At 54.2% G+C, this 24315-nt stretch carries 23 protein-coding genes; 6 read left to right on the top strand and 17 right to left on the bottom strand.

Going from position 1 to position 24315, the window contains the following annotated elements; translation table 11 throughout:
* Positions 1 to 35 precede the first annotated feature (35 nt).
* Positions 36 to 662, top strand: coding sequence for a serine protease (locus ACQE3Z_RS09870; RefSeq protein WP_426973622.1), 627 nt, complete (start codon positions 36 to 38; stop codon positions 660 to 662).
* 22 nt (positions 663 to 684) lie between these two features.
* On the opposite strand, the gene ACQE3Z_RS09865 is transcribed toward ACQE3Z_RS09870, so the two are convergent.
* The 7 genes from ACQE3Z_RS09865 to xerD all read right to left on the bottom strand — a co-directional run bounded on the left by ACQE3Z_RS09865 (position 685) and on the right by xerD (position 8529).
* Positions 685 to 1188 carry a cupin domain-containing protein gene (locus ACQE3Z_RS09865; protein WP_426973620.1) on the bottom strand — a complete coding sequence of 168 codons (504 nt, stop codon included), beginning with the start codon at positions 1186 to 1188 and terminating at the stop codon, positions 685 to 687.
* 140 nt (positions 1189 to 1328) lie between these two features.
* A complete protein-coding gene (gene lysS / locus ACQE3Z_RS09860; RefSeq protein WP_426973618.1) occupies positions 1329 to 2849 on the bottom strand; it encodes a lysine--tRNA ligase in 1521 nt (506 codons plus the stop codon).
* A gap of 2 nt (positions 2850 to 2851) precedes the next feature.
* Positions 2852 to 3950 (bottom strand): peptide chain release factor 2 gene (gene prfB / locus ACQE3Z_RS09855; protein ID WP_250652765.1). Its coding sequence is split into 2 segments (ribosomal slippage): positions 2852 to 3874 and positions 3876 to 3950, totalling 1098 coding nucleotides; the frame shifts between segments, so codons are not numbered across the junction.
* Positions 3951 to 4550: 600 nt separating this feature from the next.
* On the bottom strand, positions 4551 to 4934 hold the full coding sequence (mchS3, locus tag ACQE3Z_RS09850; protein WP_426973617.1) for an MchS3 family protein: 384 nt from the start codon (positions 4932 to 4934) through the stop codon (positions 4551 to 4553).
* A 234-nt stretch (positions 4935 to 5168) separates the two neighbouring features.
* On the bottom strand, positions 5169 to 6899 hold the full coding sequence (gene recJ / locus ACQE3Z_RS09845) for a single-stranded-DNA-specific exonuclease RecJ (RefSeq protein ID WP_426973616.1): 1731 nt from the start codon (positions 6897 to 6899) through the stop codon (positions 5169 to 5171).
* A gap of 6 nt (positions 6900 to 6905) precedes the next feature.
* Positions 6906 to 7610 (bottom strand): bifunctional protein-disulfide isomerase/oxidoreductase DsbC, encoded by a 705-nt coding sequence (gene dsbC, locus ACQE3Z_RS09840; RefSeq protein WP_250650803.1) that lies wholly within the window; start codon positions 7608 to 7610, stop codon positions 6906 to 6908.
* Between the two features lie 25 nt (positions 7611 to 7635).
* Entirely contained in the window at positions 7636 to 8529 is an 894-nt protein-coding gene (xerD, locus tag ACQE3Z_RS09835; protein WP_426973615.1) for a site-specific tyrosine recombinase XerD, read from the bottom strand.
* Positions 8530 to 8637: 108 nt separating this feature from the next.
* Here xerD and fldB point away from each other — a divergent pair, with 108 nt between their 5' ends.
* Positions 8638 to 9156: a flavodoxin FldB gene (gene fldB, locus ACQE3Z_RS09830; RefSeq protein ID WP_085072289.1), complete on the top strand. Its 519-nt coding sequence runs from the start codon at positions 8638 to 8640 to the stop codon at positions 9154 to 9156.
* 52 nt (positions 9157 to 9208) lie between these two features.
* Here the strand turns inward: fldB and ACQE3Z_RS09825 are convergent, their stop codons facing one another.
* Positions 9209 to 9604: a protein YgfX gene (locus ACQE3Z_RS09825; RefSeq protein ID WP_426973612.1), complete on the bottom strand. Its 396-nt coding sequence runs from the start codon at positions 9602 to 9604 to the stop codon at positions 9209 to 9211.
* Positions 9588 to 9866 (bottom strand): FAD assembly factor SdhE, encoded by a 279-nt coding sequence (sdhE, locus tag ACQE3Z_RS09820; protein ID WP_085070265.1) that lies wholly within the window; start codon positions 9864 to 9866, stop codon positions 9588 to 9590. Before sdhE ends, ACQE3Z_RS09825 begins: the two co-directional genes overlap by 17 nt.
* A 225-nt stretch (positions 9867 to 10091) precedes the next feature.
* On the opposite strand from sdhE, the gene ygfZ reads away from it, so the two are divergent.
* Entirely contained in the window at positions 10092 to 11078 is a 987-nt protein-coding gene (ygfZ, locus tag ACQE3Z_RS09815; RefSeq protein ID WP_426973610.1) for a tRNA-modifying protein YgfZ, read from the top strand.
* Positions 11079 to 11132: 54 nt separating this feature from the next.
* Here ygfZ and trhA read toward each other — a convergent pair whose 3' ends face one another.
* The gene (trhA, locus tag ACQE3Z_RS09810) at positions 11133 to 11786 is read right to left on the bottom strand and encodes a PAQR family membrane homeostasis protein TrhA (protein ID WP_426973608.1); all 654 of its coding nucleotides are present in this window, start codon (positions 11784 to 11786) and stop codon (positions 11133 to 11135) included.
* Between the two features lie 216 nt (positions 11787 to 12002).
* Here trhA and ACQE3Z_RS09805 point away from each other — a divergent pair, with 216 nt between their 5' ends.
* The gene (locus ACQE3Z_RS09805; RefSeq protein WP_250650807.1) at positions 12003 to 12734 is read left to right on the top strand and encodes a MurR/RpiR family transcriptional regulator; all 732 of its coding nucleotides are present in this window, start codon (positions 12003 to 12005) and stop codon (positions 12732 to 12734) included.
* Positions 12735 to 12956: 222 nt separating this feature from the next.
* Positions 12957 to 14393: a 6-phospho-beta-glucosidase gene (locus ACQE3Z_RS09800; RefSeq protein WP_426973606.1), complete on the top strand. Its 1437-nt coding sequence runs from the start codon at positions 12957 to 12959 to the stop codon at positions 14391 to 14393.
* A gap of 49 nt (positions 14394 to 14442) precedes the next feature.
* Here the strand turns inward: ACQE3Z_RS09800 and gcvP are convergent, their stop codons facing one another.
* The 7 genes from gcvP to ACQE3Z_RS09765 form a co-directional block, all read right to left on the bottom strand.
* The gene (gene gcvP / locus ACQE3Z_RS09795) at positions 14443 to 17316 is read right to left on the bottom strand and encodes an aminomethyl-transferring glycine dehydrogenase (protein ID WP_426973605.1); all 2874 of its coding nucleotides are present in this window, start codon (positions 17314 to 17316) and stop codon (positions 14443 to 14445) included.
* Between the two features lie 108 nt (positions 17317 to 17424).
* Complete coding sequence (gcvH, locus tag ACQE3Z_RS09790) at positions 17425 to 17811, bottom strand: glycine cleavage system protein GcvH (RefSeq protein WP_085070253.1); 387 nt, start codon at positions 17809 to 17811, stop codon at positions 17425 to 17427.
* A 21-nt stretch (positions 17812 to 17832) separates the two neighbouring features.
* Positions 17833 to 18927, bottom strand: coding sequence for a glycine cleavage system aminomethyltransferase GcvT (gene gcvT, locus ACQE3Z_RS09785; RefSeq protein ID WP_426973603.1), 1095 nt, complete (start codon positions 18925 to 18927; stop codon positions 17833 to 17835).
* Between the two features lie 511 nt (positions 18928 to 19438).
* Positions 19439 to 20638 (bottom strand): FAD-dependent 2-octaprenylphenol hydroxylase, encoded by a 1200-nt coding sequence (gene ubiI, locus ACQE3Z_RS09780; protein ID WP_426973601.1) that lies wholly within the window; start codon positions 20636 to 20638, stop codon positions 19439 to 19441.
* Between the two features lie 13 nt (positions 20639 to 20651).
* The gene (gene ubiH / locus ACQE3Z_RS09775; protein WP_426973599.1) at positions 20652 to 21830 is read right to left on the bottom strand and encodes a 2-octaprenyl-6-methoxyphenyl hydroxylase; all 1179 of its coding nucleotides are present in this window, start codon (positions 21828 to 21830) and stop codon (positions 20652 to 20654) included.
* Entirely contained in the window at positions 21827 to 23149 is a 1323-nt protein-coding gene (pepP, locus tag ACQE3Z_RS09770; RefSeq protein WP_426973598.1) for a Xaa-Pro aminopeptidase, read from the bottom strand. The genes ubiH and pepP overlap by 4 nt, the downstream gene beginning before the upstream one ends.
* 47 nt (positions 23150 to 23196) lie before the next feature.
* Positions 23197 to 23778 (bottom strand): YecA family protein, encoded by a 582-nt coding sequence (locus tag ACQE3Z_RS09765; RefSeq protein ID WP_426973597.1) that lies wholly within the window; start codon positions 23776 to 23778, stop codon positions 23197 to 23199.
* Between the two features lie 168 nt (positions 23779 to 23946).
* On the opposite strand from ACQE3Z_RS09765, the gene zapA reads away from it, so the two are divergent.
* Positions 23947 to 24276, top strand: coding sequence for a cell division protein ZapA (zapA, locus tag ACQE3Z_RS09760; protein WP_085070241.1), 330 nt, complete (start codon positions 23947 to 23949; stop codon positions 24274 to 24276).
* Positions 24277 to 24315: the final 39 nt, after the last annotated feature.

Here is a 24315-nt window from a genome sequence, read left to right as displayed (position 1 = left end):
TTAACAGCGCTTAATGATTATATCGTGGAGTGGTTATGCGTAAGAGCTTTGCCCTGCTGGTTTTAAGTTTGACCGGTTGTTCAGTCGGTCATTATGAATACAGTAAAGAGGCCCAAAAGCGCGTTGATATGACCGTAACCGGCATTCCCACGGTGCTGGGTCTCGGCACGCTGGGCACCACAATTCCTTTGACTGCGGACTATAGCCTGACCGCCGCCCACGTCGCGAAGTTCTCTTTATACAAGGTTAAGGCCTGGCATCCTGAGTGCGATCTGGCGATCGTTTACCATAAGAATGACGAGAAAAATCTGCCGCCACGCTTTCGTAACGGCTTTATGGGCGACCGGATAAATCTCTACGGCTACAGTTTTTATACTGCGATGCCGGTCTCTTCATCCGGTAAAAACCTGGCGAATAGCAACCTGAAAAACAGCTGGAATAAGCAGGGCTGTGTGGTGGTCGCGGCAGACGCAGGCGTGGTACAGGGAATGTCTGGCGGCGCGGTTTATAACGCTTCTGACGATACGCTGGCTGGGGTAATAGTCGGCTACAGCGCAAAGATTAACGACAAGAAAAGCGGCAAAACGCTGTATAAGAACACCGCGCTTTATGTGCCTTATTCACAGTTTTCGGACTGGCTGACGGCAGAGACAAAATCGTAAGCGCCGGTGCCTGCCTGGCCCCCTACTCTCGCGGCTTATCTGGCAGCCCGTTATGCGCACCCAGGGGTTGCAACGGCGGATCGCGCCAACGATCGCTTCGGGTCGCTTCATACTCAGGGTTCAGCGGATAATGGATGCGATTTTCCTCTTTGTTCGCTTCGCCCACCACCAGTAATCTGGCTTCCGCCGTCCCGTTATTAATAAAGGTATGACAAATCCCCGTTCCTGCAGGAAAAGCCACCGCATCGCCCGGCTGCAAGGAATAGAGTTCGCCATTGATCCAGACATCAGGCTGCCCTTCCAGCACGTAAACGAACTCCTCTTCCGCACTTTCAGCATGTGGATAAGAGAGGCGACGCCCGGGCAACAGGCGCTCGTGATGGATGCCGATGCGTGTTAATCCCAGCGCCCGCCCCAGCGGCGCGCCGATGCCCATGTGCTCACTACTGCCGCTGTAATGCGCTTCATCAGGCGCTTCCAGTTCTTGCCAGTGACGAATAAAGCCGGGACGCGCTTTTAGCTGCATGCTTTCAACTCCCTACAGAAAGAATCTTTTGAGCATGGCAAAGGAAAAAGAGAATCTCAAGAGAGAGCAGCAGAAGCCGCTGGGTGGGAATCAAAATAAAAAGGGACGCCTGAGCGTCCCTTTTAGCAGGATGACCTGAATTACTTCGCAGACGGACGCAGCGCCGGGAACAGGATAACGTCACGAATGGTGTGGCTGTTGGTGAACAGCATTACCAGACGGTCGATACCGATGCCGAGACCAGCGGTCGGCGGCAGGCCATGCTCCAGCGCGGTGACGTAATCTTCATCGAAGAACATGGCTTCATCATCACCGGCATCTTTCGCTTCCACCTGCTGACGGAAACGATCAGCCTGATCTTCAGCATCGTTCAGCTCGGAGAAGCCGTTGCCGATTTCACGTCCGCCGATAAAGAATTCAAAACGATCGGTGATTTCCGGGTTGGTGTCGTTACGACGAGCCAGCGGAGAAACTTCTGCCGGATATTCAGTGATAAAGGTCGGCTGGATCAGATGACTTTCCGCCGTCTCTTCAAAGATCTCGGTAACGACGCGGCCCAGGCCCCAGCTTTTTTCTACTTTGATACCCAGCGAGCGCGCAATCGCCACCGCTTTATCAAAGTCTTCCAGATCGGCGAGGTTGGTTTCCGGACGATATTTCTGAATCGCTTCTTTCATCGTCAGTTTGGCAAACGGCTTGCCAAAATCAAACGTCTGGTCGCCGTATGGCACTTCAGTGGTGCCCAATACATCCTGCGCCAGCGTGCGGAACAGGCTTTCGGTCAGCTCGATCAGATCTTTGTAATCGGCGTAGGCCATATAGAGTTCCATCATGGTGAACTCAGGGTTATGGCGCGGCGAGATACCTTCATTACGGAAGTTACGGTTGATTTCAAATACCCGATCAAAACCGCCTACAACCAGGCGTTTCAGGTAGAGTTCCGGCGCGATACGCAGGTACATGTCGATATCAAGCGCGTTGTGATGCGTGATGAACGGACGTGCAGAAGCACCGCCAGGGATCACCTGCATCATCGGCGTTTCCACTTCCATAAAGTCACGGCCAACCATGAACTGGCGGATGCCGGCCATGATCTGCGAGCGAATTTGGAAGGTTTTACGCGACTCTTCGTTGGCGATCAGATCCAGATAGCGCTGACGATAGCGGGTTTCCTGATCGGCCAGGCCGTGGAATTTATCCGGCAGCGGACGCAGCGCTTTAGTCAACAGGCGCAGTTCGGTGCAATGGATAGAAAGCTCGCCGGTTTTGGTTTTAAACAGTTTGCCGCGCGCGCCAAGGATGTCGCCCAGGTCCCACTTTTTAAACTGTTCGTTATAGAGGCCTTCCGCCAGGTCATCGCGCGCGACGTAAAGCTGAATACGTCCGCCAACGTCCTGCAGCGTAACAAATGACGCTTTACCCATGATGCGGCGCGTCATCATACGACCCGCCACGCTGACTTCAATATTCAGCGCTTCCAGCTCTTCGTTTTCTTTATCATCGTACTGAGCGTGCAGCTGGTCAGAGACGCTGTCGCGGCGGAAGTCGTTCGGGAACGCCACGCCCTGTTCACGCAGCGCGCTGAGTTTTTCACGGCGCGCTTTCAGTTCGTTGTTAAGTTCCAGCGCATCATCAGCGCCTTGTGATTGTTGTTCAGACATATTTAGAGTCCTGCTTTCAAACTTGCTTCAATGAAACGATCCAGATCGCCATCCAGCACAGCCTGGGTGTTACGGGTTTCTACGCCGGTGCGCAGATCTTTGATACGTGAATCATCCAGCACGTAGGAGCGAATTTGGCTGCCCCAGCCGATATCAGATTTGTTGTCTTCCAGCGCCTGTTTCTCGGCATTTTTCTTTTGCATTTCCAGTTCATAAAGCTTGGCTTTCATCTGCTTCATGGCCTGGTCTTTGTTTTTATGCTGAGAGCGATCGTTCTGACATTGGGTGACGGTGCCGGTTGGAATGTGGGTAATACGCACCGCTGATTCCGTACGGTTAACGTGCTGGCCGCCCGCGCCGGATGCGCGATAGACGTCGATACGCAGGTCCGCCGGGTTGATTTCGATATCGATATCGTCATCCACTTCCGGGTAGACGAAGGCGGAGCTGAAGGAAGTATGACGACGACCGCCGGAGTCGAACGGGCTTTTACGCACCAGGCGATGGACGCCAGTTTCTGTACGCAGCCAGCCAAAGGCATATTCACCGGCGATACGGATAGTGGCGGATTTGATGCCCGCGACTTCACCGTCGGAGACTTCGATGACTTCGGTTTTGAAGCCTTTATCTTCTGCCCAGCGCAGGTACATACGCAGTAGCATGCTGGCCCAGTCCTGAGCCTCCGTACCGCCGGATCCCGCCTGGAGATCGATGTAGCAGTCGGCGCTGTCATATTCTCCGGAGAACATGCGGCGGAATTCCAGTTCGCCCAGTTTTTTCTCCAGGATGTCCAGCTCGGCGACGGCTTCGTTGAAGGTTTCTTCATCGTCCGCTTCAACCGCCAGTTCCAGCAGGCCAGCCACGTCTTCCAGGCCCTGGGTCATTTGGTCAAGGGTGTCGACGATGGCTTCCAGCGTGGAGCGTTCTTTACCCAGCGCCTGGGCGCGCTCAGGTTCATTCCAGACGTTGGGTTGTTCGAGTTCAGCGTTTACTTCTTCGAGGCGTTCTTTCTTGGCATCGTAGTCAAAGATACCCCCTAAGAACGTCGCTGCGCTCAGTGAGGTCCTGGATACGATTTTTCACCGGATTGATTTCAAACATGGCTTTAGGATCTTTTAAGAAGTGACATGAGATATAACAGGGGAGTTTAACCGAAAAGGCAGTGAGATTGTAGTTTTGTACGGCAATGTCGCGGCGAACGGGGCTGATGTTTGGGAGGAAAGCGCGGCGGCGGAGCGGCGTTGGGATGCGGTTCGGGGTTGTCGCGGCGGATCGACGCTGGTATTCAGACCGGGGGCGTCAGCAACAGGCGGGCCGTTCCATAAAGACGTCGTGAATCCATCCCTGGAGACTCCGCCGCGTCATCCCTGACGCGGAGGCTTTACTCCACGGCCCGCCTGTCGCTTCCCTGAGTTCAGCGTTAATGCGATAACAACAAGGCTCTCAAATGAGAGCCGTAAGTCATTATGGAGCAGAAAAAAATCATTCAAAAACGCGGGTAATTCCCTTGTGGATACATAATCCAGGTTGGTGTACCTGGTTTCCAGCATTTATTATTTGCATCTATCCCCCCCCCATATCTTTTCCCCTACCGTCAAAGATATTATTTGATGGACGTAAGCCATTAAGGTTCATCGCACCAGATATTTTTTGGGTTTCGACATGCAATAGCTTTCTTATAATAACACTCATTTTTCTTTATCAATAACACCCTTTCCTCTTTATTATGGAGAAGATTTCTCCAAACTTTCTTTTTTGCAAAATATCCCCCTGAAGTATGGTGACATAGCCTTGTGCTGGGTTAATCTCGCCAAGTCTCTTTTTGTTAATAAGCCATAATCCACATGCGGCATAAAGCTTACTTTCTTTTGTGGCTTTTTCTGAATGTATCACTCTTAAAAAAATATCTTCCCTGTGTGTTGAGGACATTATTTTTTCATAAAGCCGTTCACCTTCTGATTTTTTAGGCACAAATCCGTTATAGCCTATAGAGAAATATTTTATCTGTGCCAGCTCATCTTCAATGCTCATAGCATGAAGAGATAATGATACGCTAAACAATAGCAAAGAAATAAATTTAAACATTGTCACCTGTCTCTGTTTTCAAGCAGCAAAGTAATAAAAACCTGATCCCATTAAATTGACAGGGATCACAATGTAATGAATTAACCGCAATCAATCATTAAAGGTATCAATGTAAACAGATTAATAATAATCTTGGTTTTTTGAATTATATGATGGTAATAAATGAGCGAATAATAAATTAGAGTGAAAGAAAAGCGCTGGCAGAAGAGATAGCTCCCTCATGCCAGCTTATGCTTATAACGGCCAGATATGCTCGATTAACAGTTGTACGCTGCGGTTGCCGCGAAACTCGTTCACATCCAGCTTATAGGCCAGCTCTACGTGCCGCACGCTGGCGTCAGGCCACAGGCGCGTATCCACGTTAAACGCGATACCGTCCAGTAACGGGCCACCGCCTAACGGCTCAATCATTACCTTCAGATGACGTTCGCCTACCAGCCGCTGCTGTAACAGCTTGAATTTGCCATCGAACACCGGCTCCGGAAACGCCTGTCCCCAGGGACCGGCATCACGCAGCATCTCTGCGGTGGGTAAGGTCAGCTCTTGCGCCATCAGCTCGCCATCGGACCAGATCACGCCCTGCAAGGCTTCTGCATCCAGCCAGTCGCCCACCAGCTCGCTAAACAGTGCGCTGAACTGCTCGAACTTCGACTCTTCCAGCGATAGCCCGGCAGCCATCGCATGGCCGCCGAACTTCAGAATCAAACCGGGATGCAGCGTATCCAACCGCTCCAGCGCATCTCGCAAATGCAACCCGGCGATTGAGCGACCAGAGCCTTTCAGAGTGCCGTCGCCCGCTGGCGCAAAGGCGATTACCGGACGATGAAAGCGCTCTTTCAGGCGCGAAGCCAGAATGCCAACCACGCCCTGGTGCCATTCAGGATGATAAAATGCCAGCCCTAAAGGCAACGCCTCGCTACTGCGCTCCAGCTGATTACAGAGCGTCAACGCTTCAGCCTGCATCCCCTGCTCAATCTCTTTACGCGTTTGGTTTAAAGCGTCCAGTTCGCTGGCCAGCATCCGCGCCTGCGCTAAATCTTCCGTCAGCAACAGCGCCACGCCGACCGACATATCATCCAGACGGCCCGCCGCATTCAAACGCGGCCCCAGCGCAAAGCCCAGATCGCTGGCGGCCAGCTGACGCGCATCACGATTGGCGATTTCCAGCAGCGCACGGATCCCCGGACGACACTTGCCCGCACGGATGCGGCTCATGCCCTGCCAGACCAGAATGCGGTTATTGGCATCCAGCGGCACCACGTCCGCTACCGTGCCTAACGCCACCAAATCCAGCAGCTCCGCCAGATTAGGAATGCTCAGCCCATTGTCGAACCAGCCCTGCTCACGCAAATGCGCCCGCAGCGCCAGCATTAAATAAAACGCGACGCCAACTCCGGCTAGCGCCTTTGAAGGAAAAGTACTGTCGGTCAGGTTAGGATTAACGATCGCTTCTGCCGCTGGCAGCGTCTCGCCCGGCAGATGGTGATCGGTGACCAGCACCGGGATCCCTTTCTGATGCGCGCAGGTCACGCCCGCATGTGAGGAAATACCGTTATCGACCGTCAGAATTAACTCCGCGCCGCGCGCTGCCGCCTGCTCCACCACTTCCGGGCTCAGGCCATAGCCATCATCAAAGCGGTTAGGCACCAGATATTGCACATTCCGGCCGCCCATGCTGCGTAGTGCCAGCACGGTCAGCGCGGTGCTGGTCGCGCCGTCGGCATCAAAATCACCGACGATCATAATCTGTTTCTCATCGCGCAGCGCCTGATGCAGCAAGGCAACCGCCCGATCCATACCGCTTAAGCCCTGCCACGGATGCAGAAACTTCGCGCCGCGCTCCAGGGCGCGCTCATCGATTACGCCTCGCTGGGCATAGAGACGGCGCAGCAGCGGATGAAGATCCGCTGGCAGCGCCGCATTGTTTGCCGCCTCACGACGGCGGAGTTGCGTGGGTTTATTCACTGCTGATTAGCTACCGCTTTTTTGTTTATCAAGAAGCTGTTTCATCTCTTTCGGGCCCTGATAGCCTGGGATCATCATGCCGTTTTCCAGCAGGATGGCTGGCGTGCCCTGAATACCATAGAGAATGCCCAGCTGATAATGCTGATCGAGATTGATTTTGCAGTCGCCAGGGGAAACTTCGTCGCCTTTCATCGCCGCATCAAATGCCTTGTTGCGATCGGCCGCGCACCAGATAGATTTCATCTCTTTCGCTACCTGACCATTCATCCCTTCACGCGGGAAAGCCAGATAGCGTACGGTGATGCCCAGCGCGTTGTAATCCGCCATTTCCTGATGCAGCTTACGGCAGTAGCCACAGGTAATATCAGTGAAAACAGTAATCACATGCTGCTCTTTTGGCGCTTTGTAAACGATCATCTCTTTACTTAACGCATCAACCTTTTTCTGCAGCAGCTGATTGGTGACATTCACCGGATGCGCGCCGCTGACGTCATACAGCGGACCCTGAATAAAATGCTTTCCATCTTCGGTGACATACAGCACGCCGCTTTCCGAGAGCACGGTCTTCATGCCTGGCAGCGGAGAAGGTTGGATTTCAGTCTGTTGCAGTCCCAGTTTGCGTAGTGATTGCTGAATCGTAGCGTCGTCGGCCTGCGCGACACCGGTAACAGCGGCAGCCAGCAAGGCGACGATAGCAAATGTTTTTTTCATCCTGTTCCCTTATTGTTCCACGGCCTCAGGCGCGCGGATGATGCTGTTGATGTAACTGACGCAGACGCTCAGTGGCGACATGCGTATAAATCTGTGTGGTGGAGAGGTCGCTGTGTCCCAGCAACATCTGTACGACACGTAAATCCGCGCCGTGGTTCAGCAAATGCGTGGCAAACGCATGGCGCAGCACATGTGGCGAAAGTTTTTCGCTGTCGATGCCTGCCACCGTGGCGTAATGCTTAATTCGGTGCCAGAACGTTTGACGCGTCATCTGCTGCGCACGATTGCTGGGAAACAGCACGTCGATGACCTGCCCATTCAGCAGCCAGGGGCGGCCATATTCCAGATATTGCTCCAGCCAGTGTATCGCCTCTTCCCCCAGCGGCACCAGCCGCTCTTTATTACCCTTGCCGATGACGCGAACCACGCCCTGACGCAGACTAACGTCGCTGACCGTTAATCCTACCAGTTCGGAAACACGTAACCCGGTGGCATACAGCAGTTCCAGCATCGCCTTATCACGCAGCTCAATCGGCTGCTCAACGCTGGGTGCCTGTAGTAAACGTTCGACCTGCGCTTCCGAAAGATCTTTCGGCAGACGCTGCGGCAGTTTCGGCGAAGAAAGCAACGCGCTGGGATCATCAGTCCGTAGCTTTTCGCGATACAGATATTGAAACAGACGACGCATAGCGCTTAGCAGGCGCGCCGAGCTGGTGGCTTTATAACCGCCCTCCACGCGATCGGCAAGAAAAGCCTGTAGATCTGCCGCCTCTGCCTGAAGCAGCGTTCGCTCATGGTGTTTCAGCCAACCGATTAACGATTGCAGATCCTGACGATACGAAGCCAGGGTGTTTTGCGCCAGATTGCGTTCGATCCACAGCGCATCCAGAAACTGTTCAATAAGATCGTTATCCTGCACTCTTGCCTCTTTGCGCAAACGTGTGAATTTCTCCGCATTATGCCTGAAAGCGGCGGCCTTCTGATACAATTGCGCCCATCTGAAGCTATTTATGAGTAGATGTTCCGTATGAAGATTGGCCTTTTTTACGGTTCCAGCACCTGTTATACCGAAATGGCCGCCGAGAAAATTCGTGATTTTATCGGCGAGGAGCTGGTGACGCTGCATAACCTGAAGGATGATTCTCCGGCACTAATGGAGCAGTACGATATGCTGATCCTTGGCATTCCAACCTGGGATTTTGGGGAGCTGCAGGAGGACTGGGAGGCAAAATGGCAGGAGATTGCGGCGCTTAACCTGCGCGGTAAGGTGGTAGCGCTGTATGGCATGGGCGATCAGTTGGGCTATGGAGAATGGTTTCTTGACGCGCTGGGCATGCTGCATGAGCTGCTGGCACCGATGGGCGTACAGTTTGTCGGCTACTGGCCAATCGAAGGTTATGAATTTACCAGTCCGAAACCCCTTACCGCCGACGGCAAACAGTTTGTTGGTCTGGCGCTGGATGATGTGAATCAGTTTGAAGAAAGCGATGAACGCATCGCGCAGTGGTGTGAACAGATCCTGACGGAAACCGCTGCATTACTCTAACCTGCTCTACTGCTCAGGCTATCCCGGGTGCATATTGCCCGGGATTCATCGGTCAATAATAACCTTTTGTCAGACGCCGCAGCGCTCGCCAGCTGGTTTCGCTCATGCTGTCCCGCATCAGCCACAGTGAAAAACGTTTCCCCTGTTGCGTACGCAGCGAGAGGATAACGCCAAACGGCAGCACAAAAGGCGGACGCGTTACCCAACCACGCTGCTGCTGCCAGCACCAGCAGCGGTTTTCATCCGTGGTTAATACGCCGCGCCAGCGCTGCTGTAAATGCAGGCGATACCGTAACTCAATGATTAATAACAGCAGCAGACCGACAACAATGGGGATCAGCCGCGTCGGCCAGGGCAACAGCAGCAGTCCGGCGGCGATCGACAAATAAAGCGCCAGGGTAACGCACCGGGCTAATGCCGACGGCGTCAGTTCAGATTGCCACCGCACCACGTTCCGGGCCACGCTGCTGGTTACGAGTCTGGATCAGCTGCACCATGCGTTTTAGCTCGGCGTCCGCCGGTTCGCCGTGGTTCATCAGCCAGTTAAACAGATCCGGATCGTCGCTTTTCAACAGACGGATAAACAGCGCCTTATCGTCATCGCTTAACGAATCATACTCATATTTAAAGAAAGGCATGATGGCGATGTCCAACTCCAGCATGCCACGGCGGCACGCCCAGTGAATACGGGATTTATCGTTAATATCCATGTGTTCTGTCATCGGTTAGCTTAAATATGCTGGCTAGTGTAGCGCTTTTTTTCCGGCCTGTTACAGGCAAATTCCTCTCCTGCGTAGAGTGCCGCATAGCGCACGCGCAAGTTACAGGGTTATCAAGCGATTTGTGCGTCTGTTTCCGGAAACAGGTTGCAAAGCCCTCTTGCTCTTTTAATATGAAGTCACTTTTGGTATTCACTGACTCTTCAGGATTTCGCTATGCCTGACTTTACTTTTCCACCGCGCCAGCCGGTTGCTTCATCCCGTCTGCCGCTGACATTGATTTCACTGGAAGACTGGGCGCTGGTTGTCGCTCAGGGCGCTGACAGCACCACCTATTTACAAGGTCAGGTGACGCTGGATGTCGCCGCTCTGCCCGCTGAAAAGCATCTGCCCTGCGCGCACTGCGATGCCAAAGGCAAAATGTGGAGCAACCTGCGCCTGTTTCACCGTGGCGAAGGTTACGCCTATCTGGTGCGTCGCGGCCTGCGTGATACACAGATCACCGAACTAAAAAAATACGCCGTGTTTTCTAAAGTCACCATCGCTGCCGACGACAACGCGGTGCTGCTTGGCGTTGCTGGCTTTCAGGCCAGAGCCGCGCTGACTAACCGTTTTGCCGCTTTGCCGGATGCACAAACGCCGGTGATTCAGGATGGTGATTCCACACTGTTGTGGTTTAGTACTCCAGCTGAGCGTTTTCTGTTGGTGACCACCGTGGAAAAAGCCAGCGAGCTGAAACAGGCGCTGGAAGGCGAAGCGCAGCTGAACGACAGCCAGCAGTGGCTGGCGCTGGATATTGAAGCGGGCCTGCCGGTACTGGATGAAAAAAACAGCGCGCAGCTAATCCCTCAGGCCGTTAATTTACAGGCGCTGGAGGCGATCAGCTTCAAGAAAGGCTGCTATACCGGTCAGGAGATGGTGGCGCGCGCCAAATTCCGCGGCGCCAACAAGCGTGCCCTTTACTGGCTGGCAGGTAAAGCGGGACGCGTGCCTGAGGCTGGCGATGCGCTGGAACTCAGAATGGGTGAAAACTGGCGGCGCACCGGCACTATTCTGGCAGCGGTGCAATTGGAGTCAGGCGATGTTTGGGTTCAGGCGGTACTGAATAACGACCTGGAAGCAGATAGCGTACTGCGTGTGCAGGGCGATGACGGCGGCCAGCTGGCCATTCAGCCGCTGCCCTATTCGCTGGCGGAAGCCTGACTGAAACAGCAGGTAAAAGGCGGCTATGCAGCCGCCTTTTTTATGCCTGTTCGTTTACAGCACGTAAAGATAGATGGCTAAAAAGTGACAGATGCTGCCGCCCAATACAAAGCCATGCCAGATTGCATGATTGTAAGGAATGCGATCAGCCACATAAAAGATCACCCCCAGCGTATAGGTGATGCCGCCCGCCGCCAATAGCCAGACGCCGCCGGGCGCCAGCTTCATCGCCAACTGATAGATAACGATAACCGACAGCCAGCCCATCAGTAGATAGGTGACCAGCGACAGCACCTTAAAGCGATGGATAAAAACCAGCTTAAAAATAATTCCCGCCAGCGCCATGCTCCAGATAACCACCATCAAACTATGCGCCAGAGGAGACTTCAGCCCCACCAGCAAAAAGGGCGTATAGGTGCCGGCAATCAGCAGATAGATGGCGCAGTGATCCAGCTTTTTTAACCAAAATTTCGCGCGTGGCCAGGGAACCGCGTGGTATAGCGTCGAGGCCAGAAACAGCAAAATCATACTGCCACCGTACACACTGTAGCTGGTGATAGCTATCGCGTCTGCGTTCGCCTCCAGCGCCTGACTTAGCAGCAGGATCAGCCCGACGATACCAAAAATACAGCCAATGCCGTGACTGATACTGTTGGCAATTTCCTCCGCCAACGAGTATCCCGGCGACAATCCGCTCTTATTCACCATGTCTTACTCCCTCCATCCCGCTGATATTTTGTGCATACAAAGGGAATCGTTATTGTCTCCCCTGTTCAGCTTTATTCACACAGACTAGCTAACTATCATTTCAGTGTACACGTGTACGCTTATTAAATTTATCTCATGCTATAACCTGTAAGCGCCCGTCGGTGATTAAGGCAAAATCTGGTAAGGTATGGCGCGGGAATCACTGGCGGATATAGCATGTTTACTCACAGTATAATTTCAACGCTCAATGACACAGAGATGATGGTATACAACACCGTGATCAAAAGCGGTGACAAGGTGATGTATATGACCATTCGCGAACTGGCGGATGCCGCTGGCGTCTCTACCACCTCGGTATTACGCTTCTGTCGAAAAATGCAGTGTGACGGTTATTCCGAGTTTCGTATTCGTTTTAAATTATATCTGGAACAGGAGCAGCAGCGCCCTGTTAATTATGGCGTTAATGAAATCGTCAGCTTTTTTAAAAGTATTAATAACGATGAATTCGAAAATTTAATTAGCCAGGCGGTGGATCATATTCTGGCGGCGCAGCGTATTATTTTTGTTGGCGCGGGTACCTCCGGAACTTTAGGGAAATATGGTGCACGCTTTTTCTCTAATGTCGGTAAGTTCAGCAATTATATTGATGACCCCTATTATCCGGTTAGTAACGATATGTATAAAGATGCCCTGGCGATTATTCTTTCCATATCGGGGGAAACCGAGGAGATCCTCAGGCTGGCGAGCCAGTTCAGCCTGCACCGCTGTAAAATCATCACCATTACCAATAGCGAAACCAGCTCGCTGGCTAAGCTGGCCGATTTTAATATCTCCTGTCATATGCCATTAATACGCATGAATGGCGGCTTTGATATTACCAGTCAGGTGCCCGTTATGTATATTATCGAGACGATTGGGCGTAAACTCGCCAGCCGTCAGGCGAAATAAAACAGGCTGTTTTTCTCAGGTAACAAATCACGTTTGTCACGTTTCGTTATAACGTGACATTCTTCCGCGCTTTGCTACACTCCGGTCAACGTTTGCAATCAAACCGTTATATTTCCCTGCGCCCTTGATAACGGCTGCACTAATATTTTCCTGCCGCCGCGTAATATCACTGGGTGCTGTGTAAGCCAGACCCTTTTTTACTGCAACAGTAAGGATCTCTTTATGACAAAGCAGCAATTACCGAAGGATTTTCTCTGGGGCGGCGCCGTTGCCGCGCATCAGGTTGAAGGTGGCTGGGATCAGGGCGGTAAAGGTATCAGCATCTGTGACGTGCTCTCCGGCGGCTCACACGGCGTCGATCGCGTGATGACCGATGGCGTACAGCCCGGCTATAACTATCCAAACCATGAAGCGGTAGATTTTTATCATCGCTACAAAGAAGATATCGCGCTTTTTGCAGAGATGGGGTTTAAATGCTTCCGTACCTCTATCGCCTGGACGCGCATTTTTCCCAATGGCGATGAACGGGAGCCGAACGAAGCGGGGCTGCAATTTTACGACGACCTGTTCGATGAGCTGCTGAAGCATGGTATCGAACCGGTGATCACCCTGTCACACTTTGAGATGCCGTGGCATCTGGTGAAACAGTATGGCGGCTGGCTGAACCGTAAAGTGGTCGATTTCTTTGTGCGCTTTAGCGAAGTGGTCATGAACCGCTATCAGCACAAAGTGAAATACTGGATGACCTTTAACGAAATCAATAACCAGCGCACCTGGAACTATCCGCTGTTCGGCTATTGCTGCTCAGGCGTGGTCTTCACCGATCATGAAAAACCGGAACAGGCGATGTATCAGGTGATGCACCATCAGTTTGTTGCCAGCGCCAAAGTGGTAGAGCTGGGTCATCGCATCAATCCCGATTTCCAGATTGGCTGTATGATCGCCATGGTGCCGGTTTATCCTTTCTCCTGCCATCCGGATGATGTGATGTTTGCTCAGGAAGCGATGCACCGCCGCTATGTCTTCAGCGATGTACAGATGCGTGGCTATTATCCTGCTTATACGCTGCATGAATGGGCGCGCAAAGGTTACCACATTGAAATGGAAGCCGGAGATGAAGAGATCCTGCGCAACGGCTGCTGTGACTATATCGGCTTCAGCTATTACATGAGCAATGCGGTGCAGGCGAATACCAAAGGCGAAGGTGACTCGATTACCGGTTTCGAAGGCAGCGTGCCGAATCCGCACGTCAAGGCCTCCGACTGGGGCTGGCAGATCGATCCGGTCGGCCTGCGCTATTCGCTGAATATCCTGTATGAGCGCTATCAAAAGCCGCTGTTTATCGTGGAAAACGGCTTCGGCGCTATTGATAAACCGAATGCCAACGGCTTTATTGAAGATGACTACCGCATCGATTACCTGAGCGCGCATATTGAGCAGATGAAAAAAGCGGTGCTGGAAGATGGCGTCGATCTGATGGGCTATACGCCGTGGGGCTGCATTGACTGCGTCTCGTTCACCACCGGTCAGTACAACAAGCGCTACGGCTTTATCCATGTGGATAAAAACGATGACGGCACCGGCACCATGGCACGTTCAAAGAAAAAGAGCTTCGCCTGGTATCAGCAGGTGATTGCCAGCAACGGCGAGCAGCTTTAACAACAAGAAGGCCGGAACAAGTCCGGCCTTTTTTATCACTTAAACAGGCTTACTGGTAATCGCTAAGCGGCACGCAAGAACAGAACAGATTGCGGTCGCCAAATACGTCATCCAGGCGCTTCACCGTCGGCCAGTATTTATTAGCGCTGCCTGCCGGGAACACTGCCAGCTCACGGCTGTAAGGATGTGTCCATTCGCCCACCATTTCCTGCTGCGTGTGCGGCGCATTAACCAGCGGGTTATCTTCCAGCGGCCACTCGCCGTCCGCCACGCGATCGATCTCCATACGAATCGCCAGCATCGCATCGATAAAGCGATCCAGTTCAGCTTTTCCTTCTGATTCAGTTGGCTCAACCATCAGCGTACCGGCAACCGGGAATGACATTGTTGGCGCATGGAAGCCGTAATCAATCAGACGCTTGGCGATATCCAGCTCGCTGATGCCGGTCTGCTCTTTTAACGGACGAATATCCAGAATGCATTCATGCGCTACGCGGTTATCGCGACCGGTATAAAGCACCGGATACGCCGACTGCAGACGGCTGGCGATATAGTTGGCATTGAGGATAGCGACCGAGCTGGCCTGCTTCAGCCCCTCTGCGCCCATCATGCGAATATACATCCAGCTAATTGGCAGAATCGACGCGCTGCCAAACGGCGCGGCGGATACTGCGCCCTGCTGCGTGAGCATATCATCAATCTGCACCACGCTATGACCCGGCACAAACGGTGCCAGATGCGCTTTCACGCCGATTGGCCCCATTCCCGGGCCGCCGCCGCCGTGCGGGATACAGAAGGTTTTATGCAGGTTCAGGTGAGAAACGTCTGCGCCAATATAGCCCGGCGTGGTGATCCCGACCTGCGCGTTCATGTTCGCGCCGTCAAGGTAGACCTGGCCGCCATACTGATGAACGATCTGACAAACCTCGCGGATAGTCTCTTCGTATACGCCGTGCGTGGAGGGATAGGTCACCATAATACAGGAGAGCGCGCTGCCTGCCTGCTCTGCTTTCTGACGCAAATCATGCAGGTCAATATTGCCCTGTTTATCGCAGGCCACCACCACCACCGTCATGCCCGCCATCTGCGCCGAAGCCGGGTTGGTGCCGTGTGCTGAGCTGGGGATCAGACAGATATGACGTTCGCCTTCATTACGGCTTTCATGGTAACGGCGAATCGCGAGCAGGCCAGCATATTCACCCTGCGCGCCAGAGTTGGGCTGCATACACAGCGCATCATAGCCGGTCAACTGCACCAGCCACTGCGAGAGCTGGCCGATCATTTGCAGATAGCCCGCAGCCTGCTCCGCCGGGCAGAATGGGTGCAGCTCGGCGAATTCTGGCCAGGTGATCGGGATCATTTCAGCGGCGGCGTTCAGCTTCATGGTGCAGGAGCCGAGCGGGATCATCGCCTGATTCAGCGCCAGATCCTTTTTCTCCAGGCTGTGCATATAACGCATCATCTCGGTTTCGCTGTGATAACGATTAAATACCGGATGGGTCAGAATCGGTTGCTGGCGCTGCAGCGCAGGCGGAATAGAACCGCTGTCGGCGGCAACGGCGGCATCCAGCGCATCAATATCCAGTCCGTGCTCATCGCCCAGCAGAATAGCAAACAGCGTGGCGATATCTTCACGGCTGGTGGTTTCATCCAGCGTAATGCCCACCGCCTGATAAATATCGGTACGCAGATTAACGCCAAAGCTGAGCGCGCGCGCCAGCACCGCCGCCTTGTCCGCGACCTCCACGGTAAGAGTATCGAACCAGCTATGATGACGCAGCGTCAGGCCGCCTTTTTGCAGCCCGGCCGCCAGAATATCCGTCAGGCGATGGATGCGGCTGGCGATACGCTTTAACCCCTGCGGGCCATGGAACACGGCATAAAAACCGGCGATATTGGCCAGCAGAACCTGTGAGGTACAGATATTAGAGTTCGCCTTTTCACGGCGGATATGCTGTTCACGCGTTTGCATCGCCATGCGTAACGCGGTGTTGCCAGCGGTATCGCGCGATACGCCGATAATACGCCCCGGCATTGACCGTTTAAATTCATCGCGTGCGGCAAAGAAAGCTGCATGTGGGCCGCCGTAGCCCATCGGCACGCCGAAACGCTGGGCAGATCCAAAAACGATGTCCGCGCCCTGCTTACCCGGCGCTTCCAGCAATACCAGCGCCATAAAGTCAGCCGCCACGCTCACCACCACTTTACGGGCCTTTAATTCGCCGATCAGCGCGCTATAGTCGTGCGCTTCGCCAGTGGTGCCGGTTTGCTGCAACAGCACGCCAAACAGCGCCTCATGATCCAGCGCGCGCTCCGCCTTATCCACCAGGATTTCAAAGCCGAACGTCTCTGCGCGCGTTTTTACTACGTCCAGCGTTTGCGGATGGATATCATCAGCAATAAAGAATTTGTTGGCATTTTTAAGCTTGCTGACGCGCTTTGCCATCGCCATCGCTTCTGCGGCAGCGGTGGCTTCATCCAGTAACGAGGCGGAAGCGATATCCATCCCGGTTAAATCCAGCGTCAGCTGCTGGAAGTTCAGTAACGCCTCCAGACGCCCCTGGGAGACTTCCGGTTGATAAGGGGTATAGGCGGTGTACCAGCCTGGGTTTTCCAGCATGTTGCGCAGAATAACCGGCGGCGTCAGCACCGGTGTATAGCCCATGCCGATATAGGTTTTGCAGCGCTGGTTACGACTGGCGATCGCTTTTAGCTCCGCCAGCGCCTGATGTTCCGTGAGCGCATCGCCAATAGCGGGCGGGCCTGGCAACTGAATATCAACAGGAACAATACTGCCGATAAGCTCACTGATCGAAGGGGCACCGATGGCCTGTAGCATGCTTTCCTGCTGTGAGGCAGAGGGACCGATATGGCGTTCGATAAAGGCGCCAGTATGTTCAAGCTGGCTGAGTGTCTGAGTCATGAATCGTCAATCCTGAGGGGCGGCTACCGCTATCAACATAAGCGGCCAGCCGCAGCGACCGCTAAAACCTGGAGGTCAGCGCATTATCCGCTGACAGCCTGCTGGAGATTACTCATCAATGGAGGCCAGATAGGCTTCCGCATCCATCAGTTGCTCCAGTTCAGATTCATCGCTGGCTTTGAGGCGAAACAGCCAGCCGGAAGCGTAAGGCTCGCTGTTAACCAGCTCCGGCGAAGTTTCCAGCGCATCGTTAACCGCCACAACCTCGCCGCTTAACGGGGCGTAAATATCAGAAGCCGCCTTGACCGATTCCGCGACCGCGCAGTCGTCACCGGCGGCAAAGCTGCTGCCTACTTCCGGCAGGTCGATAAATACCATATCGCCCAGCAGCTCCTGCGCATGTTCAGTAATGCCAACGGTATAAGTGCCGTCCGCTTCCTTACGCACCCATTCATGACTTTCACGATATTTTAATTCATTTGGCACATTGCTCATCGCTGCATTCTCCTGCACTGGTTACTGAGCGACCGGTTTACCGGCGCGAACAAAAATAGGTTTAGTGACGTTGACCGGCATTTCCCGATTACGAATCTGTACGATGGCCTGCTCGCCAATACCCGCCGGAACGCGGGCCAGCGCAATGCTGCAGCCTAACGTTGGAGAAAAAGAGCCGCTGGTAATTACTCCCTGCTGCAGGTTGCCCTGCGCATCGGTAAACATTACCGGCAAACCATTACGCAACACGCCCTTTTCCGTCATCACCAGGCCAACCAGCTTCTCGGTGCCCTTTTCACGCTGATGCTCCAGCGCCTCGCGCCCGATAAACTGACGATCGGCTGGCTCCCAGCAGAGCGTCCAGCCCATATTCGCCGCCAGTGGCGAGACGCCTTCATCCATATCCTGGCCGTAAAGATTCATCCCCGCCTCCAGACGCAGCGTGTCACGCGCGCCCAGTCCGGCAGGCTTTACGCCCGCAGCCAACAGCTGCTGCCAAAATTCAGCGGCCTGCTCACCTGGCAGTGCGATTTCATAACCGTTTTCGCCGGTATAGCCGGTGGTGGCGATAAAAAAGCCGTCTGACTCAACGCCGAAAAAGGGCTTCATACCGCTCACGGCCTGACGCTGCGCATCGCTAAACAGCGTTTGCGCTTTCTGCTGGGCATTCGGTCCCTGTACGGCAATCAACGCCAGATCGTCACGTACCTGTAACGACACATCGTAGGGCTGCGCATGCTCGCCTATCCACGCCAGATCTTTTTCGCGCGTAGCGGAGTTCACCACCAGCCGGAACCAGCTGTCGCTCATAAAGTAAACAATCAAATCATCAATCACGCCACCGGAAGCATTGAGCATGGCGCTGTAAAGTGCCTTTCCTGGCTGCGTCAGTCGCGCGACATCATTCGCCAGCAGTATGCGCAGAAACGCCCGGGTGCCTTCACCCCGGAGATCCACAATGGTCATATGGGAGACATCAAACATACCGGCATCTGTCCGCACCGCATGATGTTCATCCATCTGCGAGCCATAGTGCAGCGGCATCATCCAGCCGTGGAAATCGACCATGCGGGCGCCGCACGCTTGATGCTGTTGATACAAAGGAGTCTGCTTCATAACATTCCTGTGCGTTAACGGGGTGATCAGACGCTAAAAGAGGCTAAAACGTCCGACGCAAACGTTCTCTTTCATTCGACGTTATCACTGAATGAGCCGTTTAACCATAAGCTAAACAAGGGCGAATTCATTCTGACAGCGTTGAAGACCACAGGGATTGTGCAGAACTTTTCACTGAAAAAATGCGTGGCAAGGCACATAACCAGCAACAGAAGCGCAACAAAGCAGTTTAAAAACCAGCCAGCGAATAAATAACGTTAAAAACAGCCACTGGCAAACAGCTTTACGCATTAGAAAAAATAATGCGAACGGAGGGGTTAAATTAGAATAATTCAAACGAACGAGCCAAAAGCGTGCAGCTGCTTCAGACTGGTGCAAAGCAGAGAAAAATGCGTGAAAAAGCTATAACAGATGATTAACGGCGCAAAAAAGGGCCGAACGGCCCTGAGATAGTGGGCTACAAACCCGCGCTGTAGGTTTGACGTGTAAATGCCCTGTCAGCAGGCTGCGCTTAGCGTAACCATTCCGGCAGGTCATGTAAGCCCATCGCCTGTTTCAGCAACCGGGGCTTAACGCCCGGCAGACGATCCGCCAGCCGCAGGCCAACATCGCGCAATAGCTTTTTCGCAGGATGGTTGCCGGCAAACAGCTCACGAAATCCCTGCATATTAGCCAACATGAGTGCCGCGCTGTGTTTGCGGCTACGCTCATAGCGACGCAGATAGAGATGCTGACCGATATCTTTGCCCTGCTGCTGCAGGCGGCGGATTTCACCGGTAAGCTCCGCAGCATCCATAAAGCCCAGGTTAACGCCCTGTCCGGCAAGCGGATGGATGGTATGGGCCGCATCGCCAACCAGCGCCAGCCGATGGGCCGCAAACTGGCGGGCATAGCGCGCCGTCAAAGGAAATGTCTGCCGTTCGCTCTCCAGCTCACACAGGCCAAGACGCATATCGAAAGCGACCGACAGTTGCTGATTAAACAGCGCGGCAGGCATTTCACGCAGCCGGGTCGCTTCCTGCGGCGGCAATGACCAGACAATCGAACAAAGATGCGCATCGCTCAGCGGCAGGAAAGCCAGTATGCCTTCGCCATGGAAAACCTGACGCGCCACCGCCTGATGCGGCTGTTCGGTACGAATATTCGCAACCAGCGCGTGATGCTGATAATCCCAGAAGGTTAAGGGAATATCGGCCTTTTCACGCAGCCAGGAGTGCGCACCGTCAGCCCCAACCAGCAGGCGCGCGCTCATCATGCTGCCATCCTGCAATGTGATAAAAGCTTCGTTATCGCCAAAAGCGACCTGCTGCAGCTGAGCCGGTGCCAGCAGCGTGATATCACTCAACTGTTGCGCACGCTGCCATAAAGCGTGATGGATAGCCTGATTTTCAATAATGTGGCCAAGATGGCTGACGCCCTGCGGCTCATCAAATTCAATGCGGCCAAAACTATCGCGATCCCATACCTCCATGCCGTGATAGGCGCTTGCGCGCTGCGCCAGAATCGCGGACCAGACATCAAGATGCTGTAGTAGCCGTTCGCTGGCGGCATTGATCGCAGAAACGCGCAGGCCGTGCGGCTCGCTGGGGTTAAAGGGTTCCGGCGCAGATTTTTCCAGCACCGCGATACGCAGGCCGCAGCCCTGTAATCCGCAGGCTACCGCCAGCCCCACCATTCCGCCACCGGCGATCACCACATCATAAGTTTGCATTGAAATCCTCTTTTCAGCGCGTTACCCAGCCAAGCGTACGCTCCGCCAGGCGGTTGCGCAGCCAGGGTAAATTGTCCATTGTCATCAGGCCAAAATTACGTCCTGCCACCAGCGGCAGATAACGGTTAGCAAACAGCCGCACCAGCCCATCGGTAATGCCGATAGTGGCGGCGCGATCCGCCTTTCGCCGTTGACGATAATGCTGTAGTACGGCAAAACTGCCCGGGTCTTCCTGCTGGCGTTGCGCTGCCGCCAGCGTTTCAGCCAGCGACATCACGTCACGTATGCCAAGGTTAAATCCCTGTCCGGCAATCGGATGTAAGGTCTGTGCCGCGTTGCCCACCAACGCCAGCCGATGCGCTACTGTCTGGCTGGCGCTTTGCAGCGCCAGCGGGTAGCTGGCGCGCTGTCCTACATGGGTAAAACGTCCCAGCCGCCAGCCAAACGCCTGCTGAAGTTCAGCTAAAAACCCGGCGTCGCTCCAGCTATCGATACGCGATTGCGCTGCTGGTGGATGACACCAGACCAGCGAACTGCGGCCATGCGACATCGGCAGCAAGGCCAGCGGGCCATGTTCGGTAAAGCGCTCAAAAGCGCGTCCCTGATGAGCAATTTGCGTCGTCACGTTGGCGATAACGGCGATTTGTTGATAGTCACTCCGCTGCCACTGAACGCCGCAGGCAGCAGCCACGCGTGAACGGGAACCATCCGCCGCGACCAGTAAACGCCCCTGCAGCTGCTCTCCGCTGGTCAGGGTAACATTGATATGATCCTGATGCTGTTCAACGCGGCTTACCTGCTCCGGGCAGCGCAGCGTCACGCCGGGAGCCTTACGTAACCGCTGATATAACCGGTTTCCCACTTCGTGCAGCTCAACCACATTGCCCAAAGCGTTAACGCCATAATCAGCGGCATCGATGTTTACAAACCCGGCGTGACCGCGATCGCTAACGTGAACATGGGTAATTGGCGTTGCGCAGTCGGCAAGCGCAGGCCAGAGATTAATGGCCGCCAGCTGCTGACAGGTTCCTGCCGCCAGCGCAATCGCGCGTCCGTCATAGCCTGGATGGGCGCGTTCTCCCGGCGCAATCGCTTCAATTAGCGTAACCGGCATCTTTCCCTGCGTCAGATGCGAAAGCGCCAGCGCCAGCGTTGCGCCGGTCATGCCGCCACCGGCAATGATCACGCTCATGCCTGCTGCGCTGCCGCCATCAGCGCTTCGATAGCATCAACATCTTTCACCACGCTATCGGTAAGATTTTCATTTCCTTGTTCGGTAATCACGATGTCATCTTCAATACGAATGCCGATGCCGCGATATTCAGCCGGTACATCCGCATCCGGCGCGATATAAAGCCCCGGCTCAACGGTAAGCACCATGCCCGGCTCCAGAATACGTCCACGATCCGGCGTGCCGTAATCACCGACATCATGTACATCCAGCCCCAGCCAGTGACTCAGGCCGTGCATGAAGAACTGTCGATGGGCGTTTTCAGCGATCAGCAATTCCACATCACCTTTCATCACGCCCAGCTCCACCAGCCCGGTAACCATGACCCGCACCACCTCCTGGTTCACCTCACGAATGCTGGTGCCGGGACGAAACAGCGACAGCGCTTTGTACAGCGAAGCCAGCACAATGTTGTAAATCGCCCGCTGCGGCGCACTGAACCGGCCGTTAACCGGGAAGGTGCGGGTAATATCGCCTGCATAACCGTGCAGTTCACAGCCGGCATCGATCAGCACCAGGTCGCCATCGCGCAGCGCGCTCTCGTTTTCGGTGTAGTGCAGAATGCAGGCATTTTCGCCGCCGCCAACAATGGTGTTGTAAGAAGGATGTCGTGCGCCGTGACGGGTAAACTCATGATGAATTTCACCCGCCAGTTGATATTCAAACATGCCGGGCCGACAGGCCTGCATAGCGCGCGTATGCGCCATCGCACTGATTTTTCCGGCGCGGCGTAATATTTCCAGCTCTTCCGGTGCTTTAAACAGGCGCATCTCATGCACCCAGGGCCGCCAGTCAGTTAGCGTATTCGGCGCCTGCAGATTTTGCCGGAAGCCGCGACGCAGCTTTTCTAACGCGCTGAACAGGATACGATCGGCAAATTCATATTCGCCCTGCGCATGGTAAACCACCTCCAGCCCGTTCAGCAGCTGATGAAGCTGTTCGTCCAGCGCATCCCAGGGCAGCGCGCGATCCACGCCCAGCTTTTCCGGCGCAGCATCCTGCCCCAAACGGCGACCAAACCAGATTTCCGCCTGTTTATCGCGTACGCGGTTAAACAGCACGCTGTGGTTGTGGGTTTCACTGCTTTTAATCAATAGCAGCAGCGCTTCGGGCTCGTTGAAGCCGGTGAAATACCAGAAATCGCTATGCTGGCGGAAAGGGTATTCGCTATCCGCGCTGCGCGTCACTTCCGGCGCCGCAAAAATTAACGCCGCGCTGCCCACAGCCATACGCGACAACAGCGCCTGACGGCGCTGCAAAAAAGTATCCAGCGTAATCATCCGTATCTTCTCCCTGAGTTAGGCCGCCGCGCGGCGATAGCAAACCATCAGTGCAGCGTAACCTTTTTCTCTTCCGGCGCGCCCGGCGGCATCGGCGGATTAAAGGTTTCATAGCATAGCAAGGCGGCTACGCGCACATACTCAATAACCTCTTCCATTGACTGCTCCAGCTCTTCCTGGTCGTCCTCTTCATCATAGCCAAGCTGCGCAATGGTGCGCAGATCGTCGATGGCTTCGCCCGCTTCGCCTTTGACTTTATCCAGTTTAGGCTGCGTTACGCCCAGCCCTAGCAGAAAATGGTTAACCCAGCCGGCTAACCCATCCGCGCGCTCAAAGACGCTGCTTTGGTCTTCGTCGGGCAGCATCAGCTGAAACAGAAAGCCCTCTTCTTCCAGCGTATCCTGAATATGCGCATGCAGTGCCTGTAGCGGCTGCGAGAGCGATTGTGAGAAGGCTAATCCTTCGTTGGCAAGATCGTGCACCAGCGCTTTCCAGCTGTGATCTTTATTGCCACCGCAGACAATGCCGCTGATCAAGCCGTGCATTTCAGCCGGCGTCATTCCCACCCCCTGTTGGGTCAGGAGGGATGCCAGCGTCTGATAGCCCGGCTGTGTGTTATCTGTAGACATATGCATTATCATCGTTGGCGGAGTAAGTTCGTGTTATGCTACCACCAGGTGCCTTGAGGTTTCCAGAAAGGGCTTGTTTCTTCACGCAAGGGTAGATATAGTGGCGCCCCTTCTGAGCCGGAGCAGGTTCAGAACGATGCGGGCGCAGTAATCAGTCAGGAAGGTGGCATGTCTGCACAACCGGTAGATATTCAGATTTTTGGACGTTCGTTACGCGTGAATTGTCCGCCTGAACAGCAAGATGCGCTGAACGCGGCGGCGGAAGATCTTAATCAGCGGTTGCAAGATCTGAAAGTTCGCACTAGAGTCACAAATACAGAGCAGCTGGTGTTCATCGCTGCGTTGAACATTTGCCATGAGCTGGCGCAGGAAAAGGGGAAAACCCGGGACTACGCTGCTAACATGGAACAACGCATTCGAATGCTGCAACAGACCATTGAACAAGCGTTGCTTGAGCAAGGTCGCATAACTGAACGCCAGGGTGCGAAGTTCGAATAACACTTTACGGCCTGCTGTGATACAGTGGCGGTGAAGTAC

Source organism: Pantoea sp. FN0307 (genome assembly GCF_050113815.1).
In the GTDB taxonomy this organism is placed as follows: Bacteria; Pseudomonadota; Gammaproteobacteria; order Enterobacterales; family Enterobacteriaceae; genus Mixta; species Mixta alhagi.
The sequence above is the reverse complement of the archived record's forward strand: the minus strand, read 5'-3'. Positions and strand labels throughout refer to the sequence as shown.

What these genes read in the sequence shown, in the direction of transcription:
- ACQE3Z_RS09870 (WP_426973622.1), top strand. Translation starts at nt 36, where the DNA reads ATGCGTAAGAGCTTTGCCCTGCTGGTTTTAAGTTTGACCGGTTGTTCA.
- ACQE3Z_RS09865 (WP_426973620.1), bottom strand. Translation starts at nt 1,188, where the DNA reads ATGCAGCTAAAAGCGCGTCCCGGCTTTATTCGTCACTGGCAAGAACTG.
- lysS (WP_426973618.1), bottom strand. Translation starts at nt 2,849, where the DNA reads ATGTCTGAACAACAATCACAAGGCGCTGATGATGCGCTGGAACTTAAC.
- mchS3 (WP_426973617.1), bottom strand. Translation starts at nt 4,934, where the DNA reads ATGTTTAAATTTATTTCTTTGCTATTGTTTAGCGTATCATTATCTCTT.
- dsbC (WP_250650803.1), bottom strand. Translation starts at nt 7,610, where the DNA reads ATGAAAAAAACATTTGCTATCGTCGCCTTGCTGGCTGCCGCTGTTACC.
- fldB (WP_085072289.1), top strand. Translation starts at nt 8,638, where the DNA reads ATGAAGATTGGCCTTTTTTACGGTTCCAGCACCTGTTATACCGAAATG.
- sdhE (WP_085070265.1), bottom strand. Translation starts at nt 9,866, where the DNA reads ATGGATATTAACGATAAATCCCGTATTCACTGGGCGTGCCGCCGTGGC.
- ygfZ (WP_426973610.1), top strand. Translation starts at nt 10,092, where the DNA reads ATGCCTGACTTTACTTTTCCACCGCGCCAGCCGGTTGCTTCATCCCGT.
- trhA (WP_426973608.1), bottom strand. Translation starts at nt 11,786, where the DNA reads ATGGTGAATAAGAGCGGATTGTCGCCGGGATACTCGTTGGCGGAGGAA.
- ACQE3Z_RS09805 (WP_250650807.1), top strand. Translation starts at nt 12,003, where the DNA reads ATGTTTACTCACAGTATAATTTCAACGCTCAATGACACAGAGATGATG.
- ACQE3Z_RS09800 (WP_426973606.1), top strand. Translation starts at nt 12,957, where the DNA reads ATGACAAAGCAGCAATTACCGAAGGATTTTCTCTGGGGCGGCGCCGTT.
- gcvP (WP_426973605.1), bottom strand. Translation starts at nt 17,316, where the DNA reads ATGACTCAGACACTCAGCCAGCTTGAACATACTGGCGCCTTTATCGAA.
- gcvH (WP_085070253.1), bottom strand. Translation starts at nt 17,811, where the DNA reads ATGAGCAATGTGCCAAATGAATTAAAATATCGTGAAAGTCATGAATGG.
- gcvT (WP_426973603.1), bottom strand. Translation starts at nt 18,927, where the DNA reads ATGAAGCAGACTCCTTTGTATCAACAGCATCAAGCGTGCGGCGCCCGC.
- ubiI (WP_426973601.1), bottom strand. Translation starts at nt 20,638, where the DNA reads ATGCAAACTTATGATGTGGTGATCGCCGGTGGCGGAATGGTGGGGCTG.
- ubiH (WP_426973599.1), bottom strand. Translation starts at nt 21,830, where the DNA reads ATGAGCGTGATCATTGCCGGTGGCGGCATGACCGGCGCAACGCTGGCG.
- pepP (WP_426973598.1), bottom strand. Translation starts at nt 23,149, where the DNA reads ATGATTACGCTGGATACTTTTTTGCAGCGCCGTCAGGCGCTGTTGTCG.
- ACQE3Z_RS09765 (WP_426973597.1), bottom strand. Translation starts at nt 23,778, where the DNA reads ATGTCTACAGATAACACACAGCCGGGCTATCAGACGCTGGCATCCCTC.
- zapA (WP_085070241.1), top strand. Translation starts at nt 23,947, where the DNA reads ATGTCTGCACAACCGGTAGATATTCAGATTTTTGGACGTTCGTTACGC.